We start from the raw sequence: 17177 nt of genomic DNA on the forward strand, positions 1-17177 counted from the left end.
CGGCCTCGAACCGGTGGCACGCCACCGCCCTCACTCACCGGTGACCCCCGAGGCGGTGACAGACGCATGGCGCTGCACACGGCCCCCGCTCCGTACGAGCCGCGGTTCGACTCCGGGCGGAGCTGTCTGGACCTCGTGGCGACCACCCACCCCGTGGAACGGCTCGGTTCCGTGGCGGGACTGCGCGCCTGGCTCGTGGGCACCGGCCTCGTCCCGGCGGGCACACCCCTGCGCGCCGCGGGCCCCGCGTGGCTCACCGCCTTCCACGAACTGCGCGGCCAGATACGGCAGTCGGTCCTCGGCGAGATCGAGCACAGGCCCGCCGCCGAAGCCCTGGAGCGGGTCAACGCCCTCGCCGCCGAGGCGCCCCCGGCCCCCCGCGCGGTCCGCGCCGCCGACGGCACCCTGGTCCGCGCCCTGGGCGAGGACCCGGACTGCGCGGCGCTCGTCGCCTGCCTCGCCAGGGACGCCGTGGACCTGCTCACCGACCCCGGGGCCCGCGCCAGGATCCGCCGGTGCGAGGGCGACAACTGCCCGCTCGTCTACCTGGACACCTCGCGCGGACACCGCCGCCGCTGGTGCTCCAGCGAGGTGTGCGGCAACCGCGAGCGGGTCGCCCGGCACCGCCGCAGGGCCGCCCTCGCCCGCACCTGAACCCGCCCGCGGACCCGCACCTGAACCCGCGCCGGAATCCGCACCTGAACCCGTGCCGGAATCCGCACCCGATACGCACCCGGTACGGACCCGAACCAAACCCGCCCCGCGAGGCGTTGAACGCCCCGCGCCCCGCGTACGTATCCCCGTCGTGAGACCCGCCCGACCCGCCCGAAGGGCGGACACCGGAGGCAGACGTGCGCAAGGATTCCGCCGTGGCCGATGAACGCCGCCGGCCGCCCCGGCACCGACTCGGCCGGCCGGCGGGCCCGGACGAGGAGCTGATGCGCGCGCTCTACCGCGAGCACGCCGGCCCCCTCCTCGCGTACGTGCTGCGGCTCGTCGCGGGAGACCGGCAGCGCGCCGAGGACGTCGTGCAGGAGACACTCATCCGTGCCTGGAAGAACGCCGGTCAGCTCAACCGGGCGACCGGCTCGGTACGCCCCTGGCTGGTGACGGTCGCCCGGCGCATCGTCATCGACGGCCACCGCAGCCGGCAGGCCCGGCCGCAGGAGGTCGATCCGTCGCCGCTGGAGGTCATCCCCGCGGAGGACGAGATCGATAAGGCGCTGTGGCTGATGACACTCTCCGACGCGCTGGAGGACCTGACTCCCGCGCACCGAGAGGTACTTGTTGAAACCTACTTCAAAGGGCGTACGGTCAACGAGGCGGCGCAGACGCTGGGCATCCCCAGCGGCACGGTCCGCTCACGGGTCTTCTACGCGCTTCGCTCGATGAAGCTCGCACTGGAGGAGCGGGGGGTGACGGCATGACCGGGTTCCACGGCCACCAGGGCGGGTGGCAGGACGAGACCGTCCACGAGAGCGTCGGCGCCTACGCCCTCGGGGTCCTGGACGAGGCCGACGCCGCGCGGTTCGAGGCGCACCTCGCCGGGTGCGAGCCGTGCGCGCGGCAGCTGGAGGAGCTGTCCGGCGTGGAGCCGATGCTGGCCGCGCTGGCCGGCTTCCCCGAGGGGCACGGGGGCCACGACGGGCACCGGGATCACGGCGGACACGGCGCCCACCGCGTACCGACCGTCGGCGACCAGCTCGCCGCCCGCCCCGGCCCCCGCCTGGCCGACCGCCTGCTCGGCGAGGTCTCGCGCCGGCGCGAGCAGCGGCGCAGGCGGGGTCTGCTCCTGGTCGCGGCGGCGGTCGCACTGATCGTCGGCGGCCCGCTCGCGGTCCTCGCGGTGACCGGCGAGGGCGGCGGCCCCGAGGACGTCGCCGCCGACCCGCACCCCACCAGCCCCGCCGAGGACGCCTTCTTCCACCACATGGACGAGAAGGCGGGGGCCACGGACCCGGCGACGAAGGTCAGCGCCACGGTCGGCACCGAGAAGAAGGCGTGGGGCACCCACGCCGTCCTGGAGCTGAAGAACGTCAAGGGCCCGCTGAAGTGCTCCCTGGTCGCCGTCGGCAAGGACGGCGCCAAGGAGACGGTCACCAGCTGGTCGGTGCCCAAGTGGGGCTACGGCATCAAGGACAGCCCGGACAAGTGGGCGCGCGGCCCGCTGTACGTCCACGGGGGCGCCGCGATGGACCGCAACGACATCGATCACTTCGAGGTGACCACGTTCGACGGCGACCGGCTGGTCAGGGTCGACGTGTAACCGCGACCGGGTGCACAAGCACGGTCCCTTTCGCGTACGGTGGACGGCTGCTCAACAGGGGCAGCAGCACGCTTGAAAGGGGCCCCGGTGGCCGACGTCAACGCAGTCATGCCGTCAGGCACACGCGACCGTGAGATCAGCGTCGAGCAGGACCATCTCGACCAGGTCTACCGGCGCCTCGAGGAGAAGATCCACGAGGCCGAGTTCCTGATGAACGACGCCGCGCAGCGTGCACAGGTGGGCACGCCCGGCGCGCTCGCCGAGCGCGACGCGCAGGTCTTCCGCGCCGGGGTCCACCTCAACCGGCTCAACAACGAGTTCGAGGACTTCCTCTTCGGCCGCATCGACCTGCTCCGGGGCAAGGACGGCAAGAAGGGGCCCGACGGCGCGTACACGGCCGTCGAGCCCGCCGAGGGCGCCGTCAACGAGGACAACACGGCCGAGATCGCCGAGACGCTGCACATCGGCCGCATCGGCGTCCTGGACGCGGACTACTCCCCGCTCGTCATCGACTGGCGCGCGCCCGCCGCCGCCCCCTTCTACCGCTCCACGCCCGTCGACCCGGGCCGCGTCGTGCGCCGCCGCGTCATCCGCTCCAAGGGCCGCAGGGTCCTCGGCGTCGAGGACGACCTGATGCGCCCGGAGATCACCGCCTACCTCGACGGCGAGCGGCTCCCGGTGATCGGCGACGGCGCGCTGATGGCCGCGCTCGGCCAGGCCCGCGGCCACACCATGCGGGACATCGTCGCGTCGATCCAGGCGGAGCAGGACATGGTGATCCGCGCGCCCGCCGCGTCGGTGACGTACGTGGAGGGCGGCCCCGGCACCGGCAAGACGGCGGTGGCGCTGCACCGCGCCGCCTACCTGCTCTACCAGGACCGCCGCCGGTACGCGGGCGGCATCCTCATCGTCTCCCCGACCCCGCTCCTGGTCGCCTACACCGAGGGCGTCCTGCCCTCCCTCGGCGAGGAGGGCCAGGTGGCGATCCGCGCGGTCGGCTCCCTGGTCGACGGCGTCGAGGCCACGGTCTACGACTCCCCGGCGGTGGCCCGCGTCAAGGGCTCCTCGCGGATGCTGACGGTGCTGCGCAAGGCGGCGCGCGGCGCGCTGGAGGGCATGGCGGCCAGGCCCGCGCCCCCGCGCGACGAGCAGCTGGCCTTCGGTGACGACCCGGCGCCCGCGCCCAGGGAGCCCGAGGGCGCCCCCTCCCGCCTGCGCGTCGTCGCGTTCGGCCGCCGACTGGAACTGGACGCGGAGCAGCTCGACCGCATCCGCCGCAACGCCCTGGGCGGGACCGCCCCGGTCAATCTGCTGCGCCCGCGCGCCCGCAAGCTCCTCCTGGACGCCCTGTGGTCGCAGTCGGGGGCCGCGGGCCGCCACTCCGACCCCGAGCTGGCCGCCGAGCTGCGCTCCTCCTTCGACGACGACATCACGTCCGAGGACGACTTCATCCGCTTCCTGGACGCCTGGTGGCCGGAGCTGACCCCGCGCGCGGTGCTCGCCGCGATGGGCGACGAGCGGCGCCTCGGCCGCTGGGCCCGCCGCGTCCTGAACCCCGGCGAGGTCCGCAAGGTCGCCCGCTCCCTGAAGCGGGACGCCCTGTCCGTGCACGACGTCGCGCTCCTGGACGAACTCCAGGCGATCCTCGGCACGCCGCACCGGCCCCGCAAGAAGAAGGAGCTGGACCCCCTGGACCTGCTCACGGGCCTCGAAGAGCTGATGCCGCAGCGCGAGGAGACCCAGCGCGAGCGCGCCGAGCGCCTGGCGGCCGAGCGCACCGAGTACGCGCACGTCATCGTCGACGAGGCGCAGGACCTCACCCCCATGCAGTGGCGCATGGTCGGCCGGCGCGGGCGGCACGCCACCTGGACGGTCGTGGGCGACCCGGCGCAGTCCTCGTGGTCGGACCCGGACGAGGCGGCCGCGGCGCGCGACGAGGCCCTGGGCAGCCGCCCGCGCCGCCGCTTCACGCTCACCGTCAACTACCGCAACCCCGCCGAGATCGCGGAGCTGGCCGCCAAGGTCCTGGCCCTCGCGATGCCGGGCGCCCTGTCCCCGTCGGCGGTCCGCTCGACCGGCGTGGAGCCGCGGTTCTCCGTGGTGCGCGACGGGGACCTCGGCGCGTCCGTGCGGGCGGAGGCGGCCCGGCTCCTGGAGCGGGTGAGCGGCACGATCGGCGTGGTCGTCGCGATGAACCGCCGCGACCAGGCGGCCCGCTGGCTCGACGGCCTCGGCGACCGCGTGGTGGCGCTCGGCAGCCTGGAGGCCAAGGGCCTGGAGTACGACGCGACGGTCGTCGTCTCGCCCGCGGAGATCGCCGACGAGTCCCCGGCGGGCCTGCGGGTGCTGTACGTGGCGCTGACGCGGGCGACGCAGCAGCTCACGGTGGTCTCGGGGGACCGGGACGAACCGGACGAGCGGGGCGTGCCGGACCTGCTCCGGGATTGAGTTCCCGGGACGGAATTGCCCTGCGGGATTCGTTTGTTACCTTGGATGTGGCACCGGCTCGATCCAAGCCCCCGGGCCCAACCTTCGTCGCCACGAGCGACCACTTGCCGCGAGGCGAGCATGGCGGGCCGGTGTCATGAACGTAAGGGGAGAGGCCCACGTCACCACGTGACGTGGGCCTCTTTCTGTTTTCTTCAACTTCTCGTATGGTGGAAACATCTTTCCGAAATCAGTCGGACAGCGCGATGTGACCGCCGGTGAACAAAACGTTCTCAATCCGGGGCGACTACCACGTACCCGCTGGTAGGTGCGACCATCGGACGGCAACAGCTACAAGGTGAAAGCAGAGGAAGTCGGCCATGGCAACGGCGCCCAGCGTCTCCTACTCGATGACGGTCCGGCTGGAGGTGCCCGCGAGCGGAACCGCGGTCTCCCAGCTCACCACGGCCGTCGAGTCATCCGGGGGCTCGGTCACCGGCCTCGACGTCACGGCCTCCGGCCACGAGATGCTGCGGATCGACGTGACGATCGCGGCGTCCTCCACCACGCACGCCGACGAGATCGTCGAGCAGCTGCGCACCATCGAGGGCGTGACCCTCGGCAAGGTCTCCGACCGTACGTTCCTGATGCACCTCGGCGGCAAGATCGAGATGCAGTCCAAGCACCCCATCAGGAACCGTGACGACCTCTCCATGATCTACACCCCGGGTGTCGCCCGGGTCTGCATGGCGATCGCGGAGAACCCTGAGGACGCGCGCCGCCTGACCATCAAGCGCAACTCCGTTGCGGTCGTAACGGACGGATCGGCCGTTCTCGGGCTCGGCAACATCGGCCCGAAGGCCGCCCTGCCGGTCATGGAGGGCAAGGCGGCCCTCTTCAAGCGCTTCGCCGGCATCGACGCCTGGCCGCTGTGCCTGGACACCCAGGACACCGACGCCATCGTGGAGATCGTCAAGGCGATCGCCCCCGGCTTCGCGGGCATCAACCTGGAGGACATCTCCGCGCCCCGCTGCTTCGAGATCGAGGCACGCCTGCGCGAGGCCCTGGACATCCCCGTCTTCCACGACGACCAGCACGGCACCGCGATCGTGGTCCTGGCCGCGCTCACCAACGCGCTGCGCGTGGTGGGCAAGGGCATCGGCGACGTGCGCGTGGTCATGTCGGGCGCCGGCGCGGCCGGCACGGCGATCCTCAAGCTGCTGCTCGCGGCGGGCGTCAAGAACGCCGTGGTGGCCGACATCCACGGCGTCGTGCACGCCGACCGCGAGGACCTGGTCTCCGCCGCCGCCGACTCGCCGCTGCGCTGGATCGCCGACAACACCAACCCCGAGGGCCTCACGGGCACGCTCAAGGAGGCCGTCGTCGGCGCCGACGTGTTCATCGGCGTCTCGGCCCCGAACGTGCTGAACGGCGACGACGTCGCGGCCATGGCGGAGGGCGCCATCGTGTTCGCGCTCGCGAACCCCGACCCCGAGGTCGACCCGGCGATCGCCCGCCAGACGGCGGAGGTCGTGGCCACCGGCCGCTCGGACTTCCCCAACCAGATCAACAACGTCCTGGTCTTCCCGGGCGTCTTCCGCGGCCTGCTCGACGCCCAGTCGCGTACCGTCAACACGGAGATGATGCTGGCCGCCGCGGGCGCGCTCGCCGACGTCGTCGCCGAGGACGAGCTGAACCGGAACTACATCATCCCGAGCGTCTTCAACGACAAGGTCGCGGGCGCCGTGGCCGGTGCGGTGCGCACCGCGGCGAAGGCCGCGGGCGCCGCTGTGACGGGTCCCACGTCCGCCTGACCTCGGCGCGTCGCGGGACGCCGGGTCGTAAACGCCCCTTTAGGGTGGCGGACCATGGCCCTGCGGCCCTGTGGAGGGTGCCGGATTGGCTTTCCCGCCGCAGGTGGGGGCAGGATGCGTAATCGGGCGCGAGGGTCTGACGCAAGACCCGGGTCCGGGGACTGTCCGAGGACCCTGGCAGCATCGGCTTCGATCACGCCTCAACGGCAAAAGAACACGGGAGTACAAACATGAACCGCAGTGAGCTGGTGGCCGCGCTGGCCGACCGCGCCGAGGTGACCCGCAAGGACGCCGACGCCGTGCTGGCCGCGTTCGCCGAGACTGTCGGCGAGATCGTCGCCAAGGGCGACGAGAAGGTCACCATCCCCGGCTTCCTGACCTTCGAGCGCACCCACCGTGCCGCTCGCACCGCCCGTAACCCGCAGACCGGCGAGCCGATCAACATCCCGGCCGGCTACAGCGTCAAGGTTTCGGCTGGTTCCAAGCTGAAGGAAGCGGCCAAGGGGAAGTAAGTAACCCTGAGCAGCTGAAAGGGGCGGTCACCCAGTGGGTGACCGCCCCTTTCGTGTGCGCCGGCCGGCGCACACGCGGGCTGCTAGAGCGCCGTCCTGCCGTTCGGCAGCTCGACCTTCGCGCCGAGCTCCTGGAGCTTGTCCATGAAGTTCTCGTAGCCGCGGTTGATCAGGTCGATGCCGTGCACCCGGGACGTGCCCTGGGCGGCCAGGGCCGCGATGAGGTACGAGAAGCCGCCGCGCAGGTCGGGGATGACCAGATCGGCGCCCTGGAGCTTCGTGGGGCCGCTCACGACCGCCGAGTGCAGGAAGTTGCGCTGGCCGAAGCGGCAGTCGGAGCCGCCCAGGCACTCGCGGTAGAGCTGGATGTGCGCGCCCATCTGGTTGAGCGCGGAGGTGAAGCCGAGGCGCGACTCGTAGACCGTCTCGTGGACGATGGACAGGCCCGCGGCCTGCGTCAGCGCGACGACCAGCGGCTGCTGCCAGTCGGTCTGGAAGCCGGGGTGCACGTCCGTCTCCAGGGCGATGGCGTTGAGCGAGCCGCCCGGGTGCCAGAAGCGGATGCCCTCGTCGTCGATCTCGAAGGCGCCGCCCACCTTGCGGAAGGTGTTCAGGAAGGTCATCATCGAGCGCTGCTGGGCGCCGCGGACGTAGATGTTGCCTTCGGTCGCCAGGGCCGCGGAAGCCCAGGAGGCGGCCTCCAGGCGGTCCGAGAGGGCGTGGTGGTTGTAGCCGCCGAGGCTGTCGACACCGGTGATGCGGATGGTGCGGTCGGTGTCCATGGCGATGATCGCGCCCATTTTCTGCAGGACGCAGATCAGGTCCTCGATCTCCGGCTCGACCGCGGCGTTGGAGAGCTCGGTCACACCCTCCGCGAGGACGGCGGTCAGCAGGACCTGCTCGGTGGCGCCCACGGACGGGTACGGCAGGCGGATCTTGGTGCCGCGCAGGCGCTGCGGGGCCTCCAGGTACTGGCCGTCGGCGCGCTTCTCGATGGTCGCGCCGAACTGGCGGAGCACCTCGAAGTGGAAGTCGATGGGACGGCCGCCGATGTCGCAGCCGCCGAGGCCGGGGATGAAGGCGTGCCCGAGGCGGTGCAGGAGCGGTCCGCAGAAGAGGATCGGAATCCGCGACGAGCCGGCGTGGGCGTCGATGTCGGCGACGTTGGCGCTCTCCACGTGCGACGGGTCCAGGATCAGCTCTCCCGGCTCCTCACCGGGACGGACCGTCACGCCGTGCAGCTGCAGCAGGCCGCGTACGACACGCACGTCGCGGATGTCGGGGACGTTGCGCAGCCGGCTCGGAGCGCTGCCGAGCAGCGCGGCAACCATGGCCTTGGGCACGAGGTTCTTCGCGCCGCGGACACGGATCTCGCCCTCCAGCGGGGTGCCGCCGTGGACAAGCAGTACATCGTCAATGCCGGTGACGGTCATGAATCTCGCGTTCCGATTGGATGGACGGGGGGACCAAGGGGCAAGCGTAATGGCCGTGTACCCCCCTTCCGTAAGGGCAAGGGCGTGCAAAACAGGTCATGAGTTCGCCACAACACGAACCGTACGGAACCGGACACTCCGGGTCACCGCCGCCGCCGTGCGCTCCGGCCGCTCTCATGCGCCCTGAACTGCACCGGTCCCCGTGGGGCCGTTCCCTCCCCGCGCGCGGCGAAGATGCGGGATCATGTGGAGCATGACCGAGGTGTCCTCGCTCACAGGGCGGCTGCTCGTGGCCACGCCGGCCCTGACGGACCCCAATTTCGACCGCGCGGTGGTGCTGCTCCTCGACCACGACGAGGAGGGCTCGCTCGGTGTGGTCCTGAACCGCCCGACGCCGGTGGACGTGGCCGACATCCTGGAGGGCTGGGGCGCGCTGGCCGGTGCGCCGGGCGTCGTCTTCCAGGGCGGCCCCGTCTCGCTGGACTCGGCGCTCGGCATCGCGGTGATCCCCGGCGAGGAGGGCACGCCGTCGGGCATCCGCTACCGCACCGGCCGCGTCGACCCCGTGGGCTTCCGCCGGGTGCACGGCGCGATCGGCCTCGTCGACCTGGAGGCCCCGCCGGAGCTGCTCTCCCCGGCGCTCGGCAGCCTGCGGATCTTCGCCGGGTACTCCGGCTGGGGGCCCGGCCAGCTGGAGACCGAGCTGGCGGACGGCGCCTGGTACGTGGTCGAGTCCGAGCCGGGGGACGTCTCCTCGCCCGACCCGGAGCGGCTGTGGCGCGCGGTGCTCCGACGCCAGCGCAGCGAGCTGGCGATGGTCGCCACCTATCCGGACGACCCTTCGCTCAACTGACCGAGGACGCGCTCCGCCCAGCGCTCGTGCGGCGCCCCGCCGGCGTACCGGCGAGGGGTTCGGGGCGGCGGCCGCTGCCCGGAGGCGGCGCGCGTGAGTACCCTTGGCCCTTATGAGCACTCTTGAGCCCGAGCCCGAGCGCGGGGCAGGTACGGGGACCCTCGTAGAGCCGACGCCGCAGGTGTCGCACGGTGACGGCGACCACGAGCGCTACGCGCACTACGTCCAGAAGGACAAGATCATGGCGAGCGCGCTCGACGGCACGCCCGTCGTCGCGCTCTGCGGCAAGGTGTGGGTCCCCGGCCGCGACCCGAAGAAGTACCCCGTCTGTCCCATGTGCAAGGAGATCTACGAGTCCATGGGCGCCGGCGGCGACAAGGACAAGGGCGGCAAGGACGGCGGCAAGAAGTAACCCCCTCCTCCCTCCCCTCCGGGGCCACCCACAGACCCCTCGCCGAAGGGGCGTTGCGCGTGCCGCAACGCCCCTTTTGCGTGCCGCGATCGCGTGACAGCCTTGCGTCGCATGACCCTTGAGCGCCCACCCGTCGCCCACCACCACCCCGAGGGAAGGCGCTTCGCGCCGCTCGCCGAACTCATCCCGGCGCCCGCACGCGCCGAGGCCGTGCCCGGTTCCCCCTTCACCGCCGGACCGACGACCACCCTGTGGGCGGGCCCCGGCACCGAGTCCACCGAGCGCTGGCTGCGCGCCACGCTCGGCGCCGCCCTCGGCCTGGCGCTGCCCCCCGGCGCCGAGGGCGCGGACGACTCCGTTTCCCTGCTCATCGACGCCTCCCTGGAGCCGGAGGCCTACCGGCTCACGGTCGACGGCAGCCGCGTCGAGATCCGCGGCGGCGCGGCCGCCGGGGTCTTCTGGGGCGCCCAGACGCTCCGTCAGCTCTTCGGTCCCGACGCCTTCCGGCGCGCTCAACTGCGGCCCGGCGCCCGGCACCCGCTGCCCGCCGCCGTGGTGGAGGACGCGCCCCGCTTCGGCTGGCGCGGCATGATGCTCGACGTCTCCCGGCACTTCATGCCCAAGGACGGCGTCCTGCGCTACCTCGATCTGCTCGCCGCCCACAAGCTCAACGTCTTCCACTTCCACCTCACCGACGACCAGGGCTGGCGCGTGGAGATCAAGCGCCACCCGAAGCTCACGGAGACCGGCGCGTGGCGCGCCCGCTCCAAGTGGGGCCACCGCAACTCACCGCTGTGGGAGGAGCGCCCGCACGGCGGCTTCTACACGCAGGACGACATCCGCGAGATCGTCGCGTACGCCGACTCCCTGCACATCACCGTCGTCCCCGAGATCGACGTCCCGGGCCACTCGCAGGCCGCGATCAGCGCCTACCCGCACCTCGGCAACGCCGACGTGGTCGACACCGGCGCGCTGACCGTCTGGGACACCTGGGGCGTCAGCCCGAACGTGCTGGCCCCCACCGAGGACGTACTCCGTTTCTACGAAGGCGTCTTCGAGGAAGTCCTCGAACTCTTCCCGTCCCCCTACATCCACGTCGGCGGCGACGAGTGCCCCAAGGTGCAGTGGAAGGCCTCGCCGGCCGCGCAAGTCCGGATCAAGGAGCTGGGCGTCGAGGGCGAGGAGGGGCTGCAGAGCTGGTTCATCCGGCACTTCGACGCCTGGCTCACGGCCCGCGGGCGGCGGCTCGTCGGCTGGGACGAGATCCTGCAGGGCGGCCTCGCCGAGGGCGCCACCGTCTCCTCCTGGCGCGGCTACCGCGGCGGGATCACCGCCGCCCGGTCCGGCCACGACGTCATCATGTGCCCCGAGCAGCACGTGTACTTGGACCACCGGCAGGACGGCGGCCCCGACGAGCCGATGCCCATCGGCTTCGTCCGCACCCTGGAGGACGTCTACCGCTTCGAGCCGGTCCCCGCCGAACTCACCGCCGAGGAGGCCGCGCACGTCATCGGCACCCAGGCCAACGTCTGGACCGAGGTGATGGAGAACCAGGACCGCGTCGACTACCAGGTCTTCCCCCGCCTCGCCGCCTTCTGCGAGGTCGCCTGGCGCCACCTCCCCGCCCCCGCCGAACGCGACTTCGCCGACTTCGGCCGCCGCATGGAGGCCCACTACGCGCGGCTCGACGCCCTCGGCGTCCACTACCGCCCGCCGGGCGGCCCGTTGCCCTGGCAGCGGCGGCCGGCCCCCGAAGGGCTGACGAACAGTGACCTCGGCCGCCCGATCGAGGGGCCGCCCCCGATCGTGTGAGGTCCCTTCCGGTGAGGTCCTTCCGGGTGCGTGCCCCTTGCCCGCGTGCCCGGTCCCGGCGGCCCCCGCCCCGCCCCGGGCCGCCAAAAGCCGTGCGAAAACGGCATATCCCCCTGGACCGGGGACGAATGCCTCCTAGCGGACCCCCGCGTCGGGCCCCGCGGAAGATGTGCCAGAGTTGCCACGTCCGGGTGGGGAGCACGTACCGTACGGCGGAACAGGCGAACGGTGACACGTCGCGGACGGCGAGCACTTCACGTACGCGACGCAGGTGAAGTACACGGCCGGGCATCGGGAAGGGGCAGCCGGTTTTGAGCACGCACGCACCGCAGGCGGCGACACCGCGGTCGGTGAAGCTGCCCGTCACGCTCGACGAGGCCGTGGCGGCACTCGCCGCCATGCCCGCCGCCGTGCCCGTCGCCGGCGGCACCGACCTCATGGCCTCCGTCAACTCCGGACAGCTGCGCCCCGCCGCCCTCGTCGGCCTCGGCCGCATCAACGAGATCCGCGGCTGGCAGTACCAGGACGGGCACGCCCTGCTCGGCGCCGGCCTCACCCATGCCCGCATGGGCCGCCCCGACTTCGCCGCGCTCATCCCCGCCCTGGCCGCCGCCGCGCGCGCCGCGGGACCGCCCCAGATCCGCAACGCGGGCACCCTCGGCGGCAACATCGCCTCGGCCGCGCCGACCGGCGACGCGCTGCCCGTCCTCGCCGCCCTCGAAGCCGTCCTGATCATCGCCGGGCCCGAGGGGGCCCGCCGCGAGGTGCCCGTCGCGAACCTGCTCGCGGGCATGGAGATGCTCCGTCCCGGCGAGCTGATCGGCTTCGTGCGCGTGCCCCTGCTGCACGCCCCCCAGGTCTTCCTCAAGGCGACCGGACGCACCGGCCCCGGCCGGGCCACCGCGTCCGTCGCGCTGGTCCTCGACCCCGCGCGGCGCGGGGTGCGGTGCGCGGTCGGCGCCATCGCGCCGATGCCGCTGCGGCCCCTGGAGGCCGAGCAGTGGGTCGCCTCGTTGATCGACTGGGACGGCGAGCGCGGCAGCCTCGTGCCGGAGGCGGTCACCGCCTTCGGCGAGTACGTGGGGGCCGCGTGCGTCCCCGACCTGCCCCCGGCGGCCGACGGCACCGAACAGCCGTTGTCGCCCGGCGTACTGCACCTGCGGCGCACCGTCGCCGCGCTGGCCCGACGAGCACTGGGGAGGGCGCTGTCGTGAGCGACGACCGGAACACCGACAACGGCGGCGGCTGGCAGCCGCACCCGCAGGGTGAGTACGACTCGGACGCCACGGCGTTCGTGCAGCTCCCCGAGGGCATGCTGGACGTCCCGCTCGCCGCGCCGGGGCACGGCTACGTGCCGCCGCAGATCACGGTCACGCCGACCACCGCCGACGCCACCGACCCGGCGGCCACCGGCTCGTGGGTCATGCCCCCCGAGGTCGCGGGCGGCTACGACGCCACCGGGCAGTGGACCTTCGCCGGCACCGAAGCGGCACAGACGCAGGCGTACGGGCAGGGCCAGGGGTACGGGCAGCAGGAGCACCTGGAGCGCCTGGAACACCAGGGGTACGAGCCGTCGGAGCACCCGGGGTACGAGTCCTCGGAGCACCCGGGGTACGAGCAGTCGGAGCCCCTGGGGTACGACCACCAGGGCTACGAGCAGGGTCACAGCCAGGGGTACGGCCAGTCCTACGCGCACCCCGGCGCGGCGCCCTCCTCCGACGTCACCGGACAGTGGTCCATCCCGGTCGCCGAGGGTGAACTGCCGGACGACTCGGGCGAGTACACGGCGTCCGCGCAGGCCGGCGGCTACCCCTACGGCACGCACCTGACCTCCTGGCCCGGCGGCGGCACGCCGCCGGCGACCCTGCCGGGCGGCGCGCCCGCGCCGTGGGCGACGGGAGCGGGCGCCGGCGCGCCCTGGGGCGAGCAGCCCCAGGAGACCCCGGAGCAGCCCGCCGCGGAGCCTGCCCCGCAGGAACCGCGGGAGCCGCGGGAGCCGCGGGAGAACGGGTTCGAGCGCACGACGCTGCTGCGGGCGGTCAGTGTGCCGCCCGCCGGGCAGTCGGGGATCGAGGCGGCGCGGGCCGCGGAGGCCGCGCTGGCCGCCGAAGCCGTGCAGGAGATGGTCGAGACCGTCCAGGAGGCCGCCGAGGCCGCCGAGGCGGCGGAGATCGCCGCGGTGCTCGACGCGTCGGACCCGGCGGAGCAGTTCGAGTCCGCCGAGCAGACGGACCCGACCGACGGCGCCCTGGACGACGCCTTCCCCCGGCCCTTCGCCGAAGCCGCTCCGGAGGCTACCCAGGAGGCCGAGCCCGCAGCGCTGCCGGAGGCCGCCTCGCAAGCGGCGCCCGAAGCCCCGGACGGGGCCCCCGTCGTCGCCACCCCGGACACGCCCCCGGAGCACGCCGAGGACGCGCCCGCCGAACCGGCCGTCACCCCCGAGCCCATCGCCCTCGGGCCCGTCGCCGCTCCCGAACCGGCCCCGGCCCCCGAGCCCATGGCCGGGCCGGAGCACGCGGACGCGCCCGACACGGCAGCCGGGACCGCCGAAGCGCCCGCCGAGGCCGTCGAGGCCGCCGAACCGGACACCGAGGCCGGTGAGCACACCGCTCCGGACGACGACGCGGCGGCCGAAACCGCCGACGCCCCCGTCATCGCCCCCAACCCCCTGCACGACGACCACCCCCTCGGCTCCTACGTGCTGCGCGTGAACGGCACCGACCGTCCCGTCACCGACGCCTGGATCGGCGAGTCCCTGCTGTACGTCCTGCGGGAGCGGCTCGGTCTCGCGGGCGCCAAGGACGGCTGTTCGCAGGGCGAGTGCGGGGCCTGCAACGTCCAGGTGGACGGCAGGCTCGTCGCGTCCTGCCTGGTGCCGGCCGCCACCACGGCGGGCAGCGAGATCCGTACCGTCGAGGGCCTGGCCACCGACGGGCAGCCCTCCGACGTGCAGCGCGCGCTCGCCGCGTGCGGCGCCGTGCAGTGCGGATTCTGCGTACCGGGCATGGCCATGACCGTGCACGACCTCCTGGAGGGCAACCCCGCCCCCAGCGAGCTGGAGACCCGCCGCGCCCTGTGCGGCAACCTCTGCCGCTGCTCCGGCTACCGCGGTGTCCTGGACGCCGTGCGCGAGGTGGTCGCCGAGCGCGAGGCGAGCGCCGCCGCCGACACTCCGGCGTCGGCCGCCGAGCGGGCCGAGCAGGGCGACGAGGCCCGCATCCCGCACCAGGCGGCCCCGGGCGCGGGCGGCGTCCACCAAGGCGCGTACGACGAAGGGCCGTACGAAGGGCCGCGGGGCCCCTTCGGCCAGGACGGAGGCCAGGCGTGAGCGACGAGACCACCACCGTGCCCCCGCCCGCCGCCGCGCCGGGCCCCGAGCCGCTGCCGCACGGCATCGGCGCGTCCCTGCCGCCGGCGGACTCCCGGGCCAAGACGGAGGGCACCTTCCCCTACGCCGCCGACCTGTGGGCCGAGGGCCTGCTGTGGGCGGCGGTCCTGCGCTCCCCGCACGCCCACGCGCGCATCGTCTCCATCGACACCCGCCACGCGCTCCAGATGCCGGGCGTACGCGCCGTCATCACCCACGAGGACGTGCCCGGCGAGGCGCTGCACGGGCGCAGGACGCCGGACCGCCCGGTCTTCGCCTCCGACGTCGTACGCCACCACGGCGAGGCCATCGCCGCCGTGGCCGCCGACCACCCCGACACCGCGCGGATGGCCGCCGCCGCCGTCATCGTCGAGTACGAACCGCTCGAACCGGTCACCGACCCCGAGAAGGCCTTCGAGGCCGAGCCGCTGCACCCCGACGGCAACCTCATCCGCCACATCCCGCTGCGCCACGGCGACCCGGAGGCGGCGGGCGAACTCGTCGTCGAGGGCCTGTACCGCATCGGCCGCCAGGACCCGGCGCCGATCGGCGCCGAGGCGGGGCTGGCCGTGCCGCGCCCCGACGGCGGGGTGGAGCTGTACATCGCCTCCACCGACCCGCACGCCGACCGCGACCGGGCCGCCGCCTGCTACGGCCTGGCGCCGCAGCAGGTGAAGGTCGTCGTCACCGGCGTGCCGGGCGCGACCGCCGACCGCGAGGACGCGAGCTTCCAGCTCCCGCTCGGGCTGCTCGCGCTGCGCACCGGCTGCCCCGTCAAGATCACCGCGACCCGCGAGGAGTCCTTCCTCGGCCACGCCCACCGCCACCCCACCCTGCTGCGCTACCGCCACCACGCGGACGCCGAGGGCCGCCTGGTCAAGGTGGAGGCGCAGATCCTGCTCGACGCGGGCGCCTACGCGGACACCTCCTCGGAGGCCCTGGCCGCCGCCGTCTCCTTCGCCTGCGGCCCCTACGTGGTGCCGAACGCCTTCATCGAGGGCTGGGCGGTCCGGACGAACAACCCGCCCTCCGGGCACGTACGGGGCGAAGGCGCCATGCAGGTGTGCGCCGCGTATGAGGCCCAGATGGACAAGATCGCCAAGAAGCTGGGGGTCGACCCGGCCGAGCTGCGGCTGCGCAACGCCATGGCCACCGGGGACATCATGCCCACCGGCCAGACGGTGACGTGCCCGGCCCCCGTGGCCGAACTCCTCGCCGCCGTACGGGACTTCCCGCTGCCCGAGCTGCCCAAGGACACCCCCGAGGACGAGTGGCTGCTGCCCGGCGGCCCCGAGGGCGCGGGCGAACCGGGCGCCGTGCGGCGCGGGGTCGGCTACGGCCTCGGCATGGTCCAGCTCCTGGGCGCCGAGGGCACGGACGAGGTCTCCACCGCCACCGTGAAGGTCCACGACGGCGTGGCCACGGTGATCTGCGCGGCCGTCGAGACCGGCCAGGGCTTCACCACGCTGGCCCGCCAGATCGTCCAGGAGACCCTCGGCATCGAGGACGTGCGGGTCGCCCCCGTCGACACCGACCAGCCCCCGGCGGGCCCGAGCTGCCGCGGCCGCCACACCTGGGTGTCCGGCGGCGCCGTGGAGCGCGCGGCGAAGATGGTCCGCACCCAGCTGCTCCAGCCGCTCGCCCACAAGTTCGGCATGTCCACCGAGCTGCTCCAGATCACCGACGGCAAGATCACCTCGTACGACGGGGTGCTGTCCACGACGGTCACCGAGGCGCTGGAGGGCAAGGAGCTGTGGGCCACGGCCCAGTGCCGTCCGCATCCGACGGAGCCGCTGGACGAGGCCGGGCAGGGCGACGCCTTCGTCGGCATGGCGTTCTGCGCGATCCGCGCGGTGGTGGACGTCGACATCGAGATCGGCTCGGTGCGGGTCGTCGAGCTGGCCGTCGCCCAGGACGTGGGCCGCGTCCTCAATCCGGAGCAGCTGCGGACCCGTATCGAGGCGGGCGTCACGCAGGGCGTGGGCGCGGCGCTGACGGAGAACCTCCGCACCCCGCGCGGCATCGTCCGCCACCCCGACCTCACCGGGTACGCCCTGCCCACGGCCCTGGACACCCCGGACATCCGCATCGTGAAGCTGGTGGAGGAGCGGGACGTCGTCGCCCCCTTCGGCGCGAAGGCGGCCGGCGCGGTGCCGGTCGTCACCTCTCCCGCGGCCGTCGCCTCGGCGGTCCGCGCGGCGACGGGCCGCCCGGTCAACCGCCTGCCGATCCGGCCACAGGCGGCGGTGGCGCAGTAATCCCTCGCGGCGCCCGGGGAGCC

The 17177-nt window shown here is 73.5% G+C and carries 13 protein-coding genes; 12 read left to right on the plus strand and 1 reads right to left on the minus strand.

Annotation, left to right across the window (positions count from 1 at the left end; genetic code table 11):
• Positions 1-66 precede the first annotated feature (66 nt).
• The 6 genes from ABZ385_RS09395 (at position 67) to ABZ385_RS09420 (ending at position 7019) form a co-directional block, all read left to right on the plus strand.
• Positions 67-654, plus strand: coding sequence for a CGNR zinc finger domain-containing protein (locus ABZ385_RS09395; protein WP_358910665.1), 588 nt, complete (start codon positions 67-69; stop codon positions 652-654).
• 197 nt (positions 655-851) lie between these two features.
• On the plus strand, positions 852-1427 hold the full coding sequence (locus tag ABZ385_RS09400) for a sigma-70 family RNA polymerase sigma factor (RefSeq protein WP_358584570.1): 576 nt from the start codon (positions 852-854) through the stop codon (positions 1425-1427).
• Positions 1424-2266, plus strand: coding sequence for a zf-HC2 domain-containing protein (locus ABZ385_RS09405; protein WP_358910667.1), 843 nt, complete (start codon positions 1424-1426; stop codon positions 2264-2266). The genes ABZ385_RS09400 and ABZ385_RS09405 overlap by 4 nt, the downstream gene beginning before the upstream one ends.
• A 108-nt stretch (positions 2267-2374) precedes the next feature.
• Positions 2375-4714: a UvrD-helicase domain-containing protein gene (locus ABZ385_RS09410; protein ID WP_358910669.1), complete on the plus strand. Its 2340-nt coding sequence runs from the start codon at positions 2375-2377 to the stop codon at positions 4712-4714.
• Between the two features lie 359 nt (positions 4715-5073).
• Positions 5074-6507 carry an NAD-dependent malic enzyme gene (locus tag ABZ385_RS09415; RefSeq protein ID WP_358584573.1) on the plus strand — a complete coding sequence of 478 codons (1434 nt, stop codon included), beginning with the start codon at positions 5074-5076 and terminating at the stop codon, positions 6505-6507.
• A 230-nt stretch (positions 6508-6737) separates the two neighbouring features.
• A complete protein-coding gene (locus tag ABZ385_RS09420; protein ID WP_016645140.1) occupies positions 6738-7019 on the plus strand; it encodes an HU family DNA-binding protein in 282 nt (93 codons plus the stop codon).
• An 83-nt stretch (positions 7020-7102) separates the two neighbouring features.
• Here the strand turns inward: ABZ385_RS09420 and murA are convergent, their stop codons facing one another.
• The gene (murA, locus tag ABZ385_RS09425) at positions 7103-8452 is read right to left on the minus strand and encodes a UDP-N-acetylglucosamine 1-carboxyvinyltransferase (protein WP_358584575.1); all 1350 of its coding nucleotides are present in this window, start codon (positions 8450-8452) and stop codon (positions 7103-7105) included.
• A 253-nt stretch (positions 8453-8705) separates the two neighbouring features.
• On the opposite strand from murA, the gene ABZ385_RS09430 reads away from it, so the two are divergent.
• From ABZ385_RS09430 to ABZ385_RS09455, 6 genes are all read left to right on the plus strand, one after another.
• The gene (locus ABZ385_RS09430; protein ID WP_358584576.1) at positions 8706-9305 is read left to right on the plus strand and encodes a YqgE/AlgH family protein; all 600 of its coding nucleotides are present in this window, start codon (positions 8706-8708) and stop codon (positions 9303-9305) included.
• 112 nt (positions 9306-9417) lie between these two features.
• Positions 9418-9717 (plus strand): DUF3039 domain-containing protein, encoded by a 300-nt coding sequence (locus tag ABZ385_RS09435; RefSeq protein ID WP_037825937.1) that lies wholly within the window; start codon positions 9418-9420, stop codon positions 9715-9717.
• Between the two features lie 111 nt (positions 9718-9828).
• Positions 9829-11529, plus strand: coding sequence for a beta-N-acetylhexosaminidase (locus ABZ385_RS09440; RefSeq protein WP_358910671.1), 1701 nt, complete (start codon positions 9829-9831; stop codon positions 11527-11529).
• Between the two features lie 311 nt (positions 11530-11840).
• Positions 11841-12743 (plus strand): FAD binding domain-containing protein, encoded by a 903-nt coding sequence (locus ABZ385_RS09445; protein ID WP_358584580.1) that lies wholly within the window; start codon positions 11841-11843, stop codon positions 12741-12743.
• Complete coding sequence (locus tag ABZ385_RS09450; protein WP_358910673.1) at positions 12740-14857, plus strand: 2Fe-2S iron-sulfur cluster-binding protein; 2118 nt, start codon at positions 12740-12742, stop codon at positions 14855-14857. Before ABZ385_RS09445 ends, ABZ385_RS09450 begins: the two co-directional genes overlap by 4 nt.
• Positions 14854-17154 carry a molybdopterin cofactor-binding domain-containing protein gene (locus ABZ385_RS09455; RefSeq protein ID WP_358588061.1) on the plus strand — a complete coding sequence of 767 codons (2301 nt, stop codon included), beginning with the start codon at positions 14854-14856 and terminating at the stop codon, positions 17152-17154. The genes ABZ385_RS09450 and ABZ385_RS09455 overlap by 4 nt, the downstream gene beginning before the upstream one ends.
• Positions 17155-17177 lie beyond the last annotated feature (23 nt).

Origin of the sequence: Streptomyces sp. NPDC005898, from assembly GCF_040629635.1 — a bacterium.
Classification (GTDB): domain Bacteria; phylum Actinomycetota; class Actinomycetes; order Streptomycetales; family Streptomycetaceae; genus Streptomyces.

Excerpts from the sequence above, each read along its gene's own strand:
- ABZ385_RS09395 (WP_358910665.1), top strand. The coding sequence starts at position 67 with ATGGCGCTGCACACGGCCCCCGCTCCGTACGAGCCGCGGTTCGACTCC.
- ABZ385_RS09405 (WP_358910667.1), top strand. The coding sequence starts at position 1,424 with ATGACCGGGTTCCACGGCCACCAGGGCGGGTGGCAGGACGAGACCGTC.
- ABZ385_RS09410 (WP_358910669.1), top strand. The coding sequence starts at position 2,375 with ATGCCGTCAGGCACACGCGACCGTGAGATCAGCGTCGAGCAGGACCAT.
- ABZ385_RS09415 (WP_358584573.1), top strand. The coding sequence starts at position 5,074 with ATGGCAACGGCGCCCAGCGTCTCCTACTCGATGACGGTCCGGCTGGAG.
- ABZ385_RS09420 (WP_016645140.1), top strand. The coding sequence starts at position 6,738 with ATGAACCGCAGTGAGCTGGTGGCCGCGCTGGCCGACCGCGCCGAGGTG.
- murA (WP_358584575.1), bottom strand. The coding sequence starts at position 8,452 with ATGACCGTCACCGGCATTGACGATGTACTGCTTGTCCACGGCGGCACC.
- ABZ385_RS09430 (WP_358584576.1), top strand. The coding sequence starts at position 8,706 with ATGACCGAGGTGTCCTCGCTCACAGGGCGGCTGCTCGTGGCCACGCCG.
- ABZ385_RS09435 (WP_037825937.1), top strand. The coding sequence starts at position 9,418 with ATGAGCACTCTTGAGCCCGAGCCCGAGCGCGGGGCAGGTACGGGGACC.
- ABZ385_RS09440 (WP_358910671.1), top strand. The coding sequence starts at position 9,829 with ATGACCCTTGAGCGCCCACCCGTCGCCCACCACCACCCCGAGGGAAGG.